We start from the raw sequence: 16,765 nt of genomic DNA, 5'->3' as shown, positions 1-16,765 counted from the left end.
AAAAAAATATCTGCTTACGCATTCATGATTTCTTCCAGAAATACATAAGCACATAATGAACTTTAACAAAGAACTGTGCTTCAAAAATTTTAGGAGAACGTAATGAAAAGATTGTTCTCGACTGCATTACTTATTTTCTCTCCCTGGCTGTGTTCATCACTTTATGCCCACTCAATTCCCATGTGCCCAAAAATTAAATTTCAACAGAACCAAAGCTCATGGGCAGGCCATTATTATTTAAACGGAGTTATGGAATTAGGTTCGGAGTTGCTGTTACAAGCAGATGGTACCTTTAAATGGTATCTGGCCTATGGTGCTCTGGATCAATTTGCCGAAGGAACATGGTGGCAAAATAAAGAGTGTATTGGCTTAAAAGCAGATCCAAAGTACCAGGACTTAATGATATTTCCCAAATATCTAGCCATAGATGAAAACCATTTAAATGTGGTCTGGGACGATGGAACTCAGCAAGGTAGTTATATACAGGCGAAGCGCCCAGATTAACGCACCTCAAACTCCGCTTCAGCCGGATCAAAACGCCAGGTTCGAATAATTCTCAGCTCGGAAATATCCGACATCTTGGCATCAAATGCTCCGAATGGTGCTGCCTTGCGTACTGAAGATTTTGCAGCTTCATCTAGCAAATTATGCCCTGAACTGTCAATTAAGCGAATTGCACGGATTCCGCCGTTCTGGTTCAAGATCACCATCAAGCGCACCTCTCCTGCCAGATTCTGCTGTTTGGCAGCGTCTGGATAATAGCGGTTACCATAGAACTCCACTTTCTGACGGAATTTTTCCAGATAAGCTGCAGAAACATCCTGTTTGGACTGGATGCCATCTACGGTTTTAATTTTTTGCTGACGACTGAAGTTTTGTTGTCGTTGCAGATATTGGGCTTCCAGACTGGCTACCATAGCGGCTTTGGCCTGAAACTGACTTTGTAACTGTTCCTGCATTTTTTTGCGCTGATTTTCTTCCGCCTGTTTTTGCCAGCTTAAAGTCGTCATCAGTACTTTTTCTTCAAAGCTTAATTCGCGCTGTTGTTGCAACATGTCCGGACTTTCTTGCTGTTCTTCTCCGGTCTTTTGCTCCATCAACGGTGCAGGCATATCGCTCGACATACGATGTGCTTCACGAAATTTACCTGAACCTTGCTGGTCAGTTTGAGCCAGAAAATCTGCATGCTCAATTTTTTCATCAGTTTGACGAATACTGACTGCAATTTCTTTGGTCATGCTCTCCTGATCTTGTGGCATACCAAATTCCAGCGTGAGAAAAATTACGTGCAAAATAACAGCTGCAAATACGGCGCTATTAAAAATTGGATCTTTCCACCAGGCTTTGACCAGAGGCATTAATATCATGGTTGATCTCATCGCTACGAACCCAGACTTGAGTTCATCTCCCAAACAGCATTTTTAAAATTAAAAAATAAACGGCTTTGCATTTTTGTTTTAAAAATGCCAAACCCATCAAATCTTCAACGTTAGATAACTAAAACCCTAAAAATGGTGCTATTTATTTTGCTAAACTGCAAGCTGAAACTCTTGTATTTTTTATACAATTCGACAAGATACACTTCGAATTAAAACATATAGTTGCCAGGACGCTTAAAGATGCAAACGCTAATTTCCAATATTTCTAATAAAATTCGCCAGGCATATCAAAAGGCGGAAGGATTTATTGAGGATGAACGCGAATTTCCTTTGTCTCAAGTTTTCCTGAATGCGACATTTCAACGTTTTGTCACTGACAATGTTTCCATGCTAAAAGATCTGCATGCCGATCTGCATGATGACTGGTTACGACTCTATGCCACGCTGGACTATAAAGGTCTGAACGTGACCTTATCGGTTGATTTAAAACTGGTGCAAATGGAGCTGAATAAGAATACGCAGCTCATTGTATTTGAACAGATCAGTGATACCCAGTTGATTGAAGCCAAATACCCAAATGTCTTTTATAAACTGGGGGTACGATTCGCCCTGTTTTTCTATCAGCGCGTGCTGAATAAGGACCCTCTTGGCATGATTCTGGAAAAACTCGGTGTCATTAAAGTAAAAGATGATTTATTGCATCTGGATCTGAATCGCTGGTTAGGCAAAAACCGCTCGGTGATTGAGACGCTTGGTAAGGTTCATGTAAATCACGCCGTACTTCGCGAAGCTGAACTGGTGGTGATCGGTAATGTGAATCTTGCTGCCCTGTTCAGAAAGCTTTCTCAGGAAAAAGAAGAGAAATGGGACGAAGACGACATGGATGACAATAAAGTCACACCGATCAAACAGAAAGAACCGACTTAAACTGTGTGTAATTCAATAACTAAACAAACTCACCAGTAACTACATGAAATATACATTTTTATTGAAAATCTCCCTTCATTTTCCATATTTTGACCAAATAATAAAAAGTGGAAAGTGATCAATTTTATCTGAAATTACACAGGACAATTCTTTATGGCGAAAACTGTATTCAAAACTTTAGGTGTGACTGCAGGCTTGACTACCGCAATGGTACTTACTGGTTTATCCACCCAGACCTTCGCCATGGCGCCTTTCCAAGCCAATTATCAGTTTAGCTACAATGGAAAAAATATGGGTTCTGCTACCCGTACCTTAAGCAAATCTGGTAATAACTGGACCTATGTTTTTGCAGCCAAAGCAGGTGGCGTTGCTTCAGCGACTGAAACCAGCCGTTTTACTTTCAATAATGGCAAGATTGGTTCAAGCAGTTTCAGCCGTACCAGCAAGATTCTGGTGCATAGCAACACCATGAGTATTAACTTTAATCCTTCTAGCAAAACGATCAGTACCAAGAAAGATGATGAAAAACGTTCTTTTGCCTGGAGAGCAGATGTACTGGATGAGCTAAATGCTGAATTGCAGATTCGTGAAGACCTGAAAAATGGTGGTTTAAAATCGAATTACTACATTGCTGATGCCAAAGAAGTGGAAGGCCGTAAATTCGTCAAACAAGGTACAGAAACGGTGAGCACCAAATATGGTTCATTTAGTACCATTAAAGTAGTGATTAAACACAACAAACCAGGCCGTGAAACTACTTTCTGGTTAGCACCGAAACTGGACTACTTACCAGTCAAAGTATCGCATGTCGACAAGAAAACCTCTTACGGTTTATTGCTGACCAGCTATAACGGTAAAACGAACTAAGGTTTTTTGGTGAATTTCGCTTGATTTTTTTTGGGTGCTTTTTACAATACGCTTTTGCTTTAAAAAGCACCTGCTCTTGAGGATTCTCCCGTGCACGCACTAGAACAGAAAATCTTAGCCGAAGGTATCGTTCTATCTGAAGAAGTTTTGAAAGTTGATTCTTTCTTAAATCACCAAATTGATCCAATCATGATGCAGCAAATTGGTCAGGAATTTGCGCGTCTGTTTAAAGATGCTGGTATTACCAAAATTATTACCATTGAAGCGTCCGGTATTGCACCTGCAGTCATGGCAGGCTTAGAGCTTGGTGTTCCAGTAATCTTTGCACGTAAATACCAGTCTCTCACTTTAAAAGATGATTTATACCGTTCTAAAGTATTTTCATTTACCAAACAGACTGAAAGCACGATTGCCATTTCAAATAAACACATTAGTTCATCTGACAAGGTTTTAGTGATTGATGACTTCCTGGCAAATGGTCAGGCAGCACTGGGTCTTGCTGACTTGATTCATCAGGCGAATGCTGAAGTGGTAGGGATCGGGATTGTGATTGAAAAATCATTCCAGCCAGGCCGTGACTTGTTACTTGAAAAAGGTTACCGCGTTGAATCACTAGCACGTGTAAAATCTTTGGCAAATGGTACTGTCGAATTTGTTCGCGATTAAGTTTACAAATGAATATTTTAAAGGGTGCTTCGGCACTCTTTTTTATTGGATTTTTTTAATTTCTGTTAGCTAGGAATAACTAAAACATAGCTATAAAACTATCTATTTTCGACTGCACGTAAATAGTTGTACTCCGACTTTTTCTTATGAGATTTCAAGAAAACTAAAGCCTCAAGAATTTATTATCCGACAAATAACAACAATTTAAACTGATATTATTATAAAATAAGAGGCCTAACTATCTGCCAATAGTTAGACCCTTGGTTTATTTTCAACAATAAACTATTTGACAGTCACAGTAATACTACCGCTGTTGACAGCACCAATGGCGGTAGTTGTGATGCTGTTGTTAACAGCAGTTTGAGTTCCTTCTGCAATTGCACTTACAGATGCATCAATGGTACCTGCATTGTAAGCAATATTTGCTGCACTATAATTACTTAAAGTTTCATTGATTTGCTCACTGTAGTTGGTCGCCAGTGTAGTACTCACTACTTCTGAGATGTCTGAACTATCAGCAACCTCTGAGAGCTCTTCTACAGTTTCTGAGTTATTAGTTGCACTGGTAACTTCACTGAAGTCATAGTTATATGTCTCATCTGATACGTCTGATATCACGCTATTAAAGCTGCCTTGCTCTAGTGTAATACTACCTGTATTCGCGGCGCCAATTGCTGTAGTTTCAATCGTACCTTCAATTGAACTAATTGCATCCTGTGCTTCTCTTGATACCTCTCCTAATGCTTGTAAATCGACGCTGGCATCAACATCACCTGTATTTACTGCAAGATTCAAGGCAGAACCATTTTCCACCTGCTGAGAGATCAACTCCAGGGTCGCTTGTAAACCAGTATCTACGGTTACTTCAGTTGGTGTTTCATCATCTTGAGCATATGCCATACCTGCACCAGACAGGAAAGCGACGGATAAAGCGATTGTTTTGATCGTGTTTTTCATCGTTGTTTTTCCTTTTTTAGCTTTGAAATACTTCTCGCTCAGTATTTCTTTCTCATAATGGGAGCGAGCCCATTTTTACTGGTCAATTAATCACGCTGAGAACTTGACCAGTAATTTTCTATAACTTCAGGATTGGCATCCCACAACATGGATACTTTCTCCTCTTCTTTTTCTTTAGAATTCATTTCTTGCGAATCTTTTTTGTTCTTTATTACACCTGAAGAAGACGAAGCTTTTTTCTTACTGATATATTTAATTAAATCTTGTTTACTCATTTCAGGATCTGCTTCAGGATTCTGAATCACTTCGGATTCTTTGTTTTTAGGTGGCTTCGTATCCTTACTCGGTGAATTGGTCGATTTATTTTTTTCATTGGATGAAGAAGATTCTGTTGCAGCTGACTCCTGAACAGCAGTACTGGACGCTATACTATTTTGCTCCTGACTTTTTTTGTACTTATGCAAAGCCACAGAACTTCGTGTCAGATTGAGCTGACCATATTCAGGTGGTATTTGTGCACGACAACCTGCAAAGACTGGAGGTGGGACAACCTGACTGAGTAATTCAAAAGTGGCCAGATTCAACATTTGCCGTAAAGCAAAATTAGTCGCCTCACGTTCTCCTTTACCGATTTGAACATTTAACAAGGTACGTCCAGTAAACCGCCCGGCACTGACACCATAATCCTGTGCAGCAATCTGCTTTTGCAGCGATACATTCGCAACGACTTTACTCGTACGTGTATCGGTAAGAGATAAATCCAGACCAACCATAATACGGGTTTGACTGTAGTTCGGGCCAACACCCGCAATCTGCATATCAAATCCACCCCCCGGAATAAAATCCAGACTGTTAATACTGCCAGTCACATAATAATCAGAGGCCTGAATCTGTCTTGGATCCCGAATCCCCCACTTGGCTTCACTTTCAATAATTCGGGGATCACGTCGGTTCATTAAGTTGACTCCCGCCTGAAATAAAGCAGACTGCACCATATCTCCAGCGCCTTGAGTGACCATTTTCCCACTACCTCCATTGGTCACCACATCTTTACCGGTTTGATCCAGAATCGCACCCACAGAGAAGCTGACATCATTACGTAATTGCCCTTTTAAACAGGATAAAGCCATATCAAAAGGGGTAAAAATATCGGTAATAGGAGGTCCTTGTACCAGTTTCACCGGTTTCTTAGTGGAAAATGCATGTATTTACAACTCAGCTAAACTTCTCTGAATAAAATTCCACTAGAATCAAATTGGTATGAAATGTTCCTGACTTCAATATTCAGAACCTACATACTGTTGAGCCGGATGTGCTGAATAATTACTTGTCTAAGTAAGGTTCCATATCACACATTTGCTTAAAATGAATAAATACTAATCGCTGATGGAAAATCCTATGCAATGTCCTAAATGTGGTTCAACGGAAATTGAGCTACGCGATCACGAAAAGAATCTGAAAAAAATTGGTGGTATTTTAATGACCTCAGCCGGCGCCACGGCCGGTACAGTGGGTGGCGCAGCCTCTGGCGCTTCAATTGGCGCTGCCATTGGTACAGTCGCAGGTCCTTTAGGGGTAATTGTAGGCGGCACGGTGGGAACCTTCGTAGGCGCAATCAGCGTAGGCATTACTGGGGGCGTGGTCGGAAACTTCTTAGGTAAAAAAGCAGGTGTTTCTGTAGATCGCAATCTGTTTCTGGATTATCAGTGTCTGAATTGCAAACACAGATTCAGTCAAAAAGATCAAAAAGATCAAAAAGATCAAAAAGATCAAAAAGATCAAAAAGATCAAAAAGATCAAAAAGATCAAAAAGATCAAAAAGATCAAAAAGAAGATTAATAAAATCAAGGAAATGAAGCTGATTCTTCATTTCCTTTTTTAATTAATTTCTTAAGCCTGATAGAGTTTTAAAGCAACCTCGGCCAGACGTTTACCCTGTACTTCACACAAAATTTTCTCATCCTGGCTTAAGCCTTGGTCATGTCGTGGGCCACTCACATGACTTGCGCCATAAGGCGTACCACCACTTTTAGTATTAGACAAAGCTGGTGTCGCATTGCTTAATCCCATGATCATCATACCGTGATGAAACAATGGCGGTAGCATCGTCAGTAAAGTACTTTCCTGTCCGCCATGCATTGAGCCTGACGCGGTAAAAACACAGGCTGGCTTGCCATGCAAAGCACCATTCAGCCATAAACTGGTGGTCTGATCCCAAAAGTATTTCATTTCTGAAGCCATATTCCCAAAACGGGTGGGTGAACCTAATGCCAAAGCAGCACACTGGGCAAGATCATCTAAAGTACAGTAGATATCACCTTCTGCCGGAATACTCGGCTCTGCTTCTTTCACTACGGTCGCAATATTTGGAACAGTACGAATTTTTACAGCCATTCCTGCTGCTTCAACACCATTCGCAATCAGATGCGCCATTTCTTTGGTTGAGCCATATTTGCTGTAATATAAAACAAGGACATAAGGTTGCATAAAGTTCTTATTCATTACTTAAAAAAATAAAACTATACGGTATTTCGCAACTTTTTTGGGTAAGCTGAAGAATGAAAATTCATGATGAATAAAAAAATTGAGATTGAAAGCGCATGATCGTTGAATATTTAAAGAAGTTACCTTTTTATGAAAAACACTGGTTTCAATTTATTTTATTTGTACTACGGCGTTTCGAGGCTGACCGATGTCGTGAGCAGGCTGGTTCACTGACCTATACTACCCTGTTTGCTGTAGTTCCGATGCTGACCGTGTTTCTGGTCATTATCTCTTCAATCAGAGCATTGGAACCGGCACGACAACAGCTCCAACAGCTGATCTATAGTAACTTTTTACCTAAAACAACGATCGCTTTCGATAAAGCCCTCAATGCCTTCACGGAGAAGTCCAGCAATTTAACTATTATCGGTATTCTTTTCTTATTTATCACAACAGTACTGATGCTCAGTAGTATCGAAACGGTCTTTAACCGGATCTGGCGTGTGACTGAAACCCGCGGTGGCATTATCGGTTTTATGCGTTACTGGACCATAATTTCACTTGGTCCAATTTTGCTGGGCAGCGCCTTTGTGATTTCTTCTACTTTGGCCTCCATGAATATTCTCAGTAATAACTTTGCCGGTTATGAACTGGATGGTGCCTTTATTCTCTGGGTAATATCTTTTTCTCTGACCGTGCTTGGCTTTTTTATTCTGAACTGGACTATTCCCAATCGGAGTGTACCGCTCAAATCAGCTTTTATTGCCGGTCTGTTTAGTGCCATCGTCTTCGAACTTCTGAAAAACCTGTTCGGCTTTTTGATGTCAAACTTTACCAGTTATGAAATTGTTTACGGAGCTTTCGCAGCTGTCCCTATTTTCCTGCTCTGGATTTATCTGTCCTGGATTATTGTATTGCTGGGCGTGGAAATCAGCTATGCCCTGACTGCATTCGAATCTGGACAGGACAATAAGCGCCATCCAATCGTCATGTTGCTGGATCTATTAGAACTGTTTTATAAAAAGCAGAAAACTGGTGAAAGTGTCAGTGAAGCCCAGGCACTAGAAGTTTTGGGACGGGATGAAATTGGACGCTGGCCTAGCTATGTCAGCATGTTTGAAAAACAGAATCTGATTAAACGTACAGATGACAATGAATATGTGCTGGTACGCGATCTGGATCAGGTCAGCTTCTGGAATTTTTATCTACAGCTTCCTTATCCATTGCCGCGCAAACAGCATCTGACTGATGTGCATACTGATGATCTCTGGATGCAAAAGTTCTCACCTAAACTGAATGAAACTGATCAGTTTCTGGAAGAAAAGCTCAGTTTTCCATTATCAGAACTGTTCCACAGTAAATAAATTCAATCCTCTCTTTTGAGAGGATTTTTTTAAATGAATTGGATCAATTGTCAGCAGATAATCATCCTTGCTGTCATTAAAGCTATAATCCAAAAAACCAGGTGTCGTTATTTTTATTGACCGGATTTTTATATAGAGGTTTGAGTCTTGATCTGAGGCACAGGCTTGTTTAACCATCCCTGTAAACTCACCAGAATCACGCCCAGCATCACCATACAGGTCCCAACAATGAAATTGATCTCGATATGCTCATTTAGAATTAACACGCCAAACAGCATGCCAAATACTGGTGTTAAAAAGGAAAATACCCCTAATCGTGAAGCCAGATAATGTTTTAGCATCCAGAACCAGATCAGATAACTGGCGAAGGAAATCACCACCGTATGAAAAATCAGGCTAGAAATAGACAAAGTTGTCCATTGGATACTGGCTTGCCCAGTCAAAAAGGACAAAGGTAACAATACCATGCCAGCGATCAGCAATTGATAGAATAAGGTCTGGGTTGCAGGCGCTTCAGCCAGCGAGCTCAAACGTACACTCACGGTCGTGGCTGCCCAGAACACGCCCGCCAGTAGCGCCAGAAAATCTCCCCATAAGGCATGAGATTGTAAAGCAGATCCTGTCTGCGGGCGCAGCAGGAAACTCACCACAATACCACTAAAGGCAAGAAAAATTCCTCCCCATTGCACATGAGACAAATGTTCCGCCGGCAATTTCCAGTGCAAGCCCAAAGCCACAAAAATTGGTGCAGTATAGAGCAAGACAATGGTATGCGAAGCTGAGGTATAACGCAGCGCCTCACCCACCAGATAAAATTCAGCGGCAAACAGCACACCCACCAGTAAACCCGCAGACAAGTATCGTGCATTCCAAAGCTGACGGCGTACACTCTGCTGAATTAAAGGATAAACCATAAGTGCAGATAAGGCTGAACGTAATGCAATTTGCATCAGGGCAGAAATATCACTGGCCGCCCACTTCAGTACGACCTGCTGCAAACCCCACAACATACACAGTACAAACATGATGGCAGATGCTTTGACATCTAGTGCCTGACGATGATTCAAATATATTCCCGTTCTTGATTGGAGCCGCTACATACTAAAACTGTTAGAAGTAGAAGATATAACATCAAAATAGACATACGCTGGGGGGATTCAGGCAAAAAGAGTGATGCATAAAAAACGATTTAGACGCTATCCAATTTATATCTAGAAACTGAATGGCAACCGTGCCTGATCAGTCTGATAAATCATCCCTTGCTCATTACACTTTTCTAAACAAAATAAAGGAGCCCTTCGGCTCCTTGATCTCAAAAATCCGGTCTTACTTTACAAATGTCGTCCAGACATAATCCTGATTTTGGCCTTTTAGGGTCATTTTCAACTGATCACCCGATTGTAAGGCTGCCACTCCTGCTGGTGTACCGGTCATGACCACATCACCTGCTTCCAGTGTAAATACCTGACTAATGTCTGCCAATAAAGTTGCAATATCAAAAATCAATAAAGCTGTATCGCCTTTTTGACGCCGCTCATCATTGATCTCCAGCGTATAATGCACATCTTTCCAGTCAGTAATGACATCGGCTACCGGTATCCAGTCTGCAAGTACACAAGAACCGTCAAAAGCTTTGGCCCGTTCCCAAGGTTGACCTTTTTTCTTTAGGTCATCTTGTAGATCACGCAAGGTCAGATCCAGACCTAAAGTCACAGCACCAATTGCCTGCAAAACTTTGGCAGGATCATTTTCCTTGCTTAAGGTACGGTCAATACGCAAACTTAGTTCACACTCATAATGACAGTTACCCCAGTCCGGATTCCATTCAATACCAGCATCCAGTGCAGTCAAAGCACTCGGTGGCTTGATAAACAACACAGGACGATCAGGTACCGCATTTCCAAGCTCTTTGGCATGGTCAGCATAACTGCGACCGACACAAACAATTTTTGATGGGCGTGTACTCATGATCTCTTTCCTGTTCTTGATCTGTCTTATTTCTTGAAGGTATTTTCGAAAATGCTTTGCTCAGTACCATCTTTAAAGGCACGTTTTGGCACAATCACCACTGTACGGTTTTTCAGTTCCAGCATATAGGTCAGCTTGCCGATAGCAAAACTTTGTACTTCATTATAATGCACGACCTTGCTACGTCCGTTATTGAAAATTTCTGCATAGTCCTGAAACAGGTCAATGCCCTGTTCACTTTTTCCAAACTGATATTTTACAAACTGGCGCTTAAACATCATCGGCAGGAACCAGTAGCGCATGATGCCCTGTAAAATCAGGAAGAAGGCACCCAATGCCACATAATAACGGCCAACCCCATTCAGGCCCATTGAAAAGCCCCAGATAATAATTCCGATGCTAACCAAAGGCGTCAGAAACCGTGAAATCTGTTTTTTGCCAAAAGTGGCCAGGGCAAATCCATCCTGAGATTCTTCTAAAGTAAGATAATAACGGGTGGATAAAGTTGGTGCTGACTCAGTCATAGCATCACATCAAAAATATAAAATCCTGATCCATACTATATCAAAATATGCTTAAAACTCATGGCTTATGCTATCAATTACATAACTTTGCTTTGGAAATAACTGAATTTAGTTTTAAATAAATCATGATTAAAACAAAAAACACACAATAGGATATTGGATGAAAGGATTGATCCCCTATTTGCTGATGAGTAGTACCTTATTTGCAATCTCACCAGCTTTCGCAAAAATAACACCATGGACTCCTAATCTGCCAAGTAGTCTTGATGTATTTCAGGGCAATTCTCAGCAACTGGCTGAACTCACTGGCGAGCGTATCCTGATTTATGCGCATCCCGCCGGCAAAACCCATCTACCGACTTTTAAAACGGCTTCTAGCAGCAAATCCCAGTTTTATAGTGCGGCTGTAGTCTTGCCTGCATCCGAAGCACAAGTCGAAAAATTACTGCAACATTATCCGAATTATGTCGGCCTGTTTCCGACCCTAAAATCCGCCAAGGTGATTGAACAGCAAGGTAGCATTCAACAAGTCAAATATCAGGTGCATATTCCCACTCCAATCCCAGTCTTAAACTTTAAAGAAACTGTAGTGATGCAGCATCATCTGGAAAATAACAGTATCAGCACACTGATTTTAGATGCACCAATTCCCTATGGGGCCGGAAAGCTGGAATGGTTTGCACTAGGTCCCAATAAAACCTTAGTGACGGTGACGCAATGGGGCGATCTGAACCAGCCGCAAGGTTTTCTATTTAGCAAGATTCTAAATGCCCTGCCGGAAGCCAAACTCGGCATTCCTGCTGGCACCAATGCCTTTCTGCTTGAAGCTTTACAACAGCGTTTTAAATATCCTGCTGCTACAATTTTAAATACGGCAATACCCCAAGTTCAGCTCAGCAATCAGCAAACTCAGAAAATTGCCCAGCTTAGTCAAAAATCAGGACAACCTGTCAGCTTTATTTTGCCCAATTATCAGGTCAAGGCCGGTAAAGGTTCAGAAAATCTAAGATTCAGTACTACCTATCAATATTTCTCACATCCAACTGAGAAGCTGCAGCCTTGGTTATCGGCTCAGGCCAGCCAAAAACTCTTTCCGCGACAAATCAAAAAAGTGGAACTGAACCCAGTCAACCCGCAAAGTATTGATGCCAACTACAAGGTATCAGTCGGCTTAGGCGTCATTCAGATTCCCTTTAATTTTAAAATGCGTTTTGAACAGCCAAATACCTTACAAAACCAATTCTATGCTAATGGCGGAGATTTAAAATTTGTACGGGGTGGAATGAAGCTTTTGCCGCAATCTCAGGGAACGCTATTCCAAATCACCAGTTCCATGAAAATTCATGATCAGGCGCCTTTTTTACTGAAAGCCATGCGCAGCCTTCCCTATCATGACATGTTGCCGGCAGTTGGTGGCAATACCGTCTATGCCTTAAAAGTACAGCAAAAATTAAAATCTTAAGTTTATTTCTAATTATTGGTTTTTTATATGAAAAATTAAAAAACTGAAGACGTAAAAAAACCGCATCAATGTGCGGTTTTTTCAGAATTCTTTATCAAGATTGGTGCGCTCAGAGAGATTCGAACTCCCGACCCCTTAGTTCGTAGCCAAGTGCTCTATCCAGCTGAGCTATGAGCGCGACGTCTTGATGGGGTGCATTATATAGAGTTTTCAGCACTTGTTAAGTGTTTTTTAATAAAATCATAACCGAATGTACAGTAATTAAACGATACTGCAATATTTCAGTTTTTTTGATGAAAATTCCTGCGGATTTAGAGTTAAAAACAATAACCCAGACTTGGCGAGATTTCAGGATTAGCTAAATTAATCTTTCAGTTACCTCATATTCATTTGCTCACAGCCTAATAGAGCTATTCTCCAACCAGGCCAGTTTTAACCTTGCCTGCCCGCTGATAACAGCTCAATACCACGCCATTTGAAGTCACTTGATGATCTGTCAGTGCAAATGCTGCTGGCATAGAGTCTCCAGCAAATAGACGTTTTCCTCTGCCCAATATCACAGGAAAGGTCATTAAATAGAGTTCATCTACAAGATCATGCTTAAAAAGCGCCTGTGCCACTGCGGCACTGCCATACACCCGAATATCCCCCTCTCCTGAAGCCTTCAGGTTAATGATCTCATCGATACTTTTTAGAAAGATCGTATTTTGCCAGTCCGAGCGCTCTAGACTGGTAGATAGCACATATTTATTCACTTCATTAATTCCTGGCCAGTCTTCAGCATGCTTCGGCCAGTAAGGTTCAAAAATCTGAAAGGTATTCTTACCAATCAGAATATCGGTGGACTGCATCCACTTTTGCATGATGCGATCAAATACTGAATCGGGTTCAGTACTAAAATACGACGCCATCCAGCCACCATATTGAAAGCCACCAGATGTATCTTCTTCCGGGCCGCCGGGTGCCTGCATTACACCGTCTAGAGTCAGAAATTCCTGGACAATAATTTTTCTCATCACACTGCCCTTATTTTTATTGAGTCATCTAGGATTTATTTTTAGCATGTGATTCAGGCGGATTCTGTAAATTTTAGGCACAAAAAAACCGCAACATGTGCGGTTCATTGTTCAAGTTGGTGCGCTCAGAGAGATTCGAACTCCCGACCCCTTAGTTCGTAGCCAAGTGCTCTATCCAGCTGAGCTATGAGCGCGTAACTTGTGTCGTCTTTATTAGACTGCGTTATTTTCCGGTTTACTTATTGGTGCGCTCAGAGAGATTCGAACTCCCGACCCCTTAGTTCGTAGCCAAGTGCTCTATCCAGCTGAGCTATGAGCGCGACATAAGTAAAGTGGCGGTGAGAGAGGGATTCGAACCCTCGATACAGTTGCCCGTATGCGTCCTTAGCAGGGACGTGGTTTCAGCCACTCACCCATCTCACCGTAACGTGCCGCCATAATACAAATTTCGGCATAGCACTGCAAGCACAGCTTGAAAAAAAACTGCATATTTTTGCTCGTTTAAATACTTTTTAAACAATTTCCCTGTTTTTAGTCATTTAAGTCCTGAAAAAACCCGATAAATTTCCAGTTATCTAAAATTAGCCAAAAATCGAAAACTTAAACAGATTATTGCAATCATTTACGTGCAGTCTGCACTGACATGACTTATGCTAAACCTATCTCCAAGGACACTTTAAAGATATGATGAAAAATTGGGTCGATCCTGAAGCAAAAGCTGAAGCCGAACGTTATGACAACCCTATTCCAAGCCGTACTCTGATTCTCGAAACTATAGAAGAAAAAACTGCCCTGTCCCATGCTGACCTGGTGGAATATTTTGAAATTGCCGATCAAAAAAGTATTGATGCCCTGAGCCATCGTCTGATTGCGATGGTACGTGACGGGCAATTGATGAAAGACGGTTACAAGTTCCAGATCGCGGCGGAACAGCCTGAGCATGAAGCAACGGTGTATATCAACTCCAAGGGAAGCGGCACAGCCAATATTTCAGGTGAAGATGACCTGCTCTTACCTGAGCGTGAATTGCGTCAGGTCTTTAATGGTGACCGTGTTAAAGTCCGTCAGACCTCAGTAGATCGCAAAGGTAAGGCCTGGGGCTTTATTACCGAAGTCTTGCAGCATCGTGTCAAACAGATCATCGGGAAAGTGTCTGAATATGAAGGCGAATACTTTGTTCAGCCAGCCAATCCAAATGCACATCAGCCAATTACTCTAGAAAAAGAGCTGATCGAGCATGCCCAGGTCAAAGTCGGCGATTCAATCCGCGTGGCAATTGATACCTACCCAACCAAAGAAGAATTTGCGACTGGCCATATTGTGCAGTCGATGGCAGACAAAGCCGATACCGAAATCATCATTCCACAGACGATTCTGGAATATGGCCTGCCATATGAATTTCCTGAAGAAGTGTTGAAAGAAGCGGAAAGTTTTAAAGAACCTTCTGCCAAAGACCGTGACGGCCGTGTCGATCTACGTGATTTAGCGCTTGTCACCATTGACGGGGAAGATGCACGTGACTTTGATGATGCGGTCTATGCAGAAAAACGTCCGGGCGGTGGTTATCGTGTCGTCGTGGCGATTGCTGACGTGAGTCATTATGTACGTCCAGGCAAACCACTGGATGATGAAGCGCAAGAACGTGGAACCTCCGTGTATTTCCCGCACTTCGTTTTACCAATGTTGCCTGAAGCACTCTCTAATGGACTGTGTTCTTTAAATCCGAATGTCGACCGTCTGTGCATGGTTTGCGACCTGAAACTGTCACGTGCTGGCCGAGTGACCGGGTATGAATTCTATCCTTCAGTCATGCATTCCAAGGCACGTCTGACCTATGATCAGGTCGCGAAGTATTTTGAAGGTGACAGTACAGCAATCACTGAAGATCGTAGCGTACGTAAATCACTAAATACCCTGTTCCAGTTGTATCAAATTTTAAAAGGCTTACGTGCTGAACGTAATGCAATGGAATTCGAAACCATTGAAACCTATATGACTTTCGATGAGCTGGGCGGTATCAATGAGATTCTGCCACGTACCCGCAATGACGCGCATAAGCTGATTGAAGAATGTATGTTGCTAGCCAACGTTGCAGCAGCTGAATATGCATTGAAAAATGAAATACCGATGCTGTACCGGGTGCATCAACCACCGGAGTTCTCACGTATCCAGAAAGTTCGTGATTTCGTGAAACTGCTGGGTCTGCCATTCCCGGAACAGCCAACCCAGGCCGATTATCAGGCAGTCATTGAAGCGACCAAAGACCGGATTGATGCACCAAGTATTCATGCCGTGTTATTACGCTCTATGATGCAGGCCTATTACGGTGCCGACAATGCCGGTCACTTTGGTCTGGCCTATGAAGCATATACACACTTCACTTCTCCAATTCGCCGTTATCCGGATCTGTTATTACATCGTGCCATCAAAGCCCATCTGAATAAAAAGCCGTATCCAATTTCAGGTGCATCTTTAGATGATGCCGGTGAGCATTTCTCAGCAACAGAACGCCGTGCTGATGAAGCCTCCCGCTCTGTAACGACCTGGCTGAAATGTCACTATATGCAGCAGCATTTAGGTGAAGAGTTTGTCGGCATTATCAGTGCCACGGCTGAATTTGGTTTGTTTGTCACGCTGAAAGATCTCTATGTCGATGGTATGGTGCATGTTAGCCAGTTGGGCGATGACTTCTTTGTCTTTGATCAAAGCAGCCAGAGTCTGGTCGGTCAGAACCGTGGCCAGATCTTTGGTCTGGGTGATGAAGTCAAGATCAAGGTCGCTGGAGTCAATCTGGAAGAACGCAAAATTGACTTTGAATTGATCCAGCAACTGACTCATGCGGGTCGTCCAATTCGCGCCCGTGCTCCACGTGTCGCAGAAAAAAAACCTGCACCACGTCCGGAAGCAAAAGAGGAAGTCTTCAATAATCATGAGCGTGCGCAAAAAGCCCAGCCCAGTGATGATGGAGAACAGCCCATACGACGCAAAAAAGACAAATCCAAGCCCAGTTCCTACAGCAAAAAGCCTGCTAAAAAATCTGCAGGAAAGTCTGAAGCAAAGGCTAAAGATAAAGTAAAGAAAAAAGCCAAGATCAAAAAGAAAAAGTCGAATGCAAAAGCCAAGACTGAATAATTTCTGATGATCATAAAAA

General features: G+C 42.1%; 15 protein-coding genes, 4 tRNA genes and 1 pseudogene. 8 read left to right on the top strand and 12 right to left on the bottom strand.

Annotated features, from left to right (window positions below; translation table 11 throughout):
- The first annotated feature begins 102 nt into the window (after positions 1-102).
- Positions 103-504: a hypothetical protein gene (locus FTV34_RS10455; RefSeq protein ID WP_104425710.1), complete on the top strand. Its 402-nt coding sequence runs from the start codon at positions 103-105 to the stop codon at positions 502-504.
- Here FTV34_RS10455 and FTV34_RS10450 read toward each other — a convergent pair.
- Positions 501-1,358, bottom strand: a complete 858-nt coding sequence (locus FTV34_RS10450; protein WP_171284737.1) for an energy transducer TonB — start codon at positions 1,356-1,358, stop codon at positions 501-503. The two genes, FTV34_RS10455 and FTV34_RS10450, sit on opposite strands and share 4 nt — an antisense overlap.
- Before the next feature lie 261 nt (positions 1,359-1,619).
- Here FTV34_RS10450 and FTV34_RS10445 point away from each other — a divergent pair, with 261 nt between their 5' ends.
- The 3 genes from FTV34_RS10445 to FTV34_RS10435 all read left to right on the top strand — a co-directional run bounded on the left by FTV34_RS10445 (position 1,620) and on the right by FTV34_RS10435 (position 3,839).
- Entirely contained in the window at positions 1,620-2,306 is a 687-nt protein-coding gene (locus FTV34_RS10445) for a hypothetical protein (RefSeq protein WP_004786832.1), read from the top strand.
- A gap of 153 nt (positions 2,307-2,459) precedes the next feature.
- Positions 2,460-3,173, top strand: a complete 714-nt coding sequence (locus tag FTV34_RS10440) for a DUF3108 domain-containing protein (RefSeq protein WP_104425708.1) — start codon at positions 2,460-2,462, stop codon at positions 3,171-3,173.
- Positions 3,174-3,263: 90 nt separating this feature from the next.
- Positions 3,264-3,839 carry a xanthine phosphoribosyltransferase gene (locus FTV34_RS10435; RefSeq protein WP_004786836.1) on the top strand — a complete coding sequence of 192 codons (576 nt, stop codon included), beginning with the start codon at positions 3,264-3,266 and terminating at the stop codon, positions 3,837-3,839.
- Between the two features lie 282 nt (positions 3,840-4,121).
- Here the strand turns inward: FTV34_RS10435 and FTV34_RS10430 are convergent, their stop codons facing one another.
- On the bottom strand, positions 4,122-4,796 hold the full coding sequence (locus FTV34_RS10430) for a hypothetical protein (protein WP_180012349.1): 675 nt from the start codon (positions 4,794-4,796) through the stop codon (positions 4,122-4,124).
- A gap of 86 nt (positions 4,797-4,882) precedes the next feature.
- A pseudogene (locus tag FTV34_RS10425) lies at positions 4,883-5,986 on the bottom strand (CsgG/HfaB family protein); the annotation flags it as partial.
- Between the two features lie 196 nt (positions 5,987-6,182).
- Between FTV34_RS10425 and FTV34_RS10420 the strand changes: the two are divergent.
- Entirely contained in the window at positions 6,183-6,635 is a 453-nt protein-coding gene (locus FTV34_RS10420) for a hypothetical protein (protein ID WP_180004387.1), read from the top strand.
- 51 nt (positions 6,636-6,686) lie between these two features.
- Here FTV34_RS10420 and wrbA read toward each other — a convergent pair whose 3' ends face one another.
- Positions 6,687-7,283, bottom strand: a complete 597-nt coding sequence (gene wrbA, locus FTV34_RS10415; protein WP_166135591.1) for an NAD(P)H:quinone oxidoreductase — start codon at positions 7,281-7,283, stop codon at positions 6,687-6,689.
- Positions 7,284-7,396: 113 nt separating this feature from the next.
- Here wrbA and FTV34_RS10410 point away from each other — a divergent pair, with 113 nt between their 5' ends.
- Positions 7,397-8,644, top strand: coding sequence for a YihY family inner membrane protein (locus tag FTV34_RS10410; protein WP_180070096.1), 1,248 nt, complete (start codon positions 7,397-7,399; stop codon positions 8,642-8,644).
- Positions 8,645-8,772: 128 nt separating this feature from the next.
- Here FTV34_RS10410 and FTV34_RS10405 read toward each other — a convergent pair whose 3' ends face one another.
- The 3 genes from FTV34_RS10405 to FTV34_RS10395 all read right to left on the bottom strand — a co-directional run bounded on the left by FTV34_RS10405 (position 8,773) and on the right by FTV34_RS10395 (position 11,136).
- Positions 8,773-9,711 (bottom strand): DMT family transporter, encoded by a 939-nt coding sequence (locus FTV34_RS10405; RefSeq protein ID WP_179992781.1) that lies wholly within the window; start codon positions 9,709-9,711, stop codon positions 8,773-8,775.
- Between the two features lie 259 nt (positions 9,712-9,970).
- Positions 9,971-10,612, bottom strand: a complete 642-nt coding sequence (locus FTV34_RS10400) for a fumarylacetoacetate hydrolase family protein (RefSeq protein ID WP_179992780.1) — start codon at positions 10,610-10,612, stop codon at positions 9,971-9,973.
- Positions 10,613-10,638: 26 nt separating this feature from the next.
- Positions 10,639-11,136: a YcxB family protein gene (locus FTV34_RS10395; RefSeq protein WP_125279712.1), complete on the bottom strand. Its 498-nt coding sequence runs from the start codon at positions 11,134-11,136 to the stop codon at positions 10,639-10,641.
- Between the two features lie 160 nt (positions 11,137-11,296).
- Between FTV34_RS10395 and FTV34_RS10390 the strand changes: the two genes are divergently transcribed.
- On the top strand, positions 11,297-12,598 hold the full coding sequence (locus FTV34_RS10390; RefSeq protein ID WP_180070095.1) for an SRPBCC family protein: 1,302 nt from the start codon (positions 11,297-11,299) through the stop codon (positions 12,596-12,598).
- Positions 12,599-12,699: 101 nt separating this feature from the next.
- Here the strand turns inward: FTV34_RS10390 and FTV34_RS10385 are convergent.
- The 5 genes from FTV34_RS10385 to FTV34_RS10365 all read right to left on the bottom strand — a co-directional run bounded on the left by FTV34_RS10385 (position 12,700) and on the right by FTV34_RS10365 (position 14,037).
- Positions 12,700-12,776 (bottom strand) — tRNA-Arg (locus FTV34_RS10385).
- Between the two features lie 232 nt (positions 12,777-13,008).
- The gene (locus FTV34_RS10380) at positions 13,009-13,614 is read right to left on the bottom strand and encodes a dihydrofolate reductase family protein (protein ID WP_180070093.1); all 606 of its coding nucleotides are present in this window, start codon (positions 13,612-13,614) and stop codon (positions 13,009-13,011) included.
- A gap of 117 nt (positions 13,615-13,731) precedes the next feature.
- Positions 13,732-13,808: transfer RNA gene (locus tag FTV34_RS10375), tRNA-Arg, on the bottom strand.
- 49 nt (positions 13,809-13,857) lie between these two features.
- A tRNA-Arg gene (locus FTV34_RS10370) sits at positions 13,858-13,934 on the bottom strand.
- Positions 13,935-13,947: 13 nt separating this feature from the next.
- Positions 13,948-14,037, bottom strand: a tRNA-Ser gene (locus FTV34_RS10365).
- 261 nt (positions 14,038-14,298) lie between these two features.
- On the opposite strand from FTV34_RS10365, the gene rnr reads away from it, so the two are divergent.
- A complete protein-coding gene (gene rnr, locus FTV34_RS10360) occupies positions 14,299-16,746 on the top strand; it encodes a ribonuclease R (protein WP_180070091.1) in 2,448 nt (815 codons plus the stop codon).
- The last annotated feature ends 19 nt before the right edge of the window (positions 16,747-16,765 follow it).

It is taken from the genome of Acinetobacter sp. YH16038 (assembly GCF_013417275.1).
In the GTDB taxonomy this organism is placed as follows: domain Bacteria; phylum Pseudomonadota; class Gammaproteobacteria; order Pseudomonadales; family Moraxellaceae; genus Acinetobacter.
This window is presented reverse-complemented; position numbering and strand designations above follow the sequence as displayed.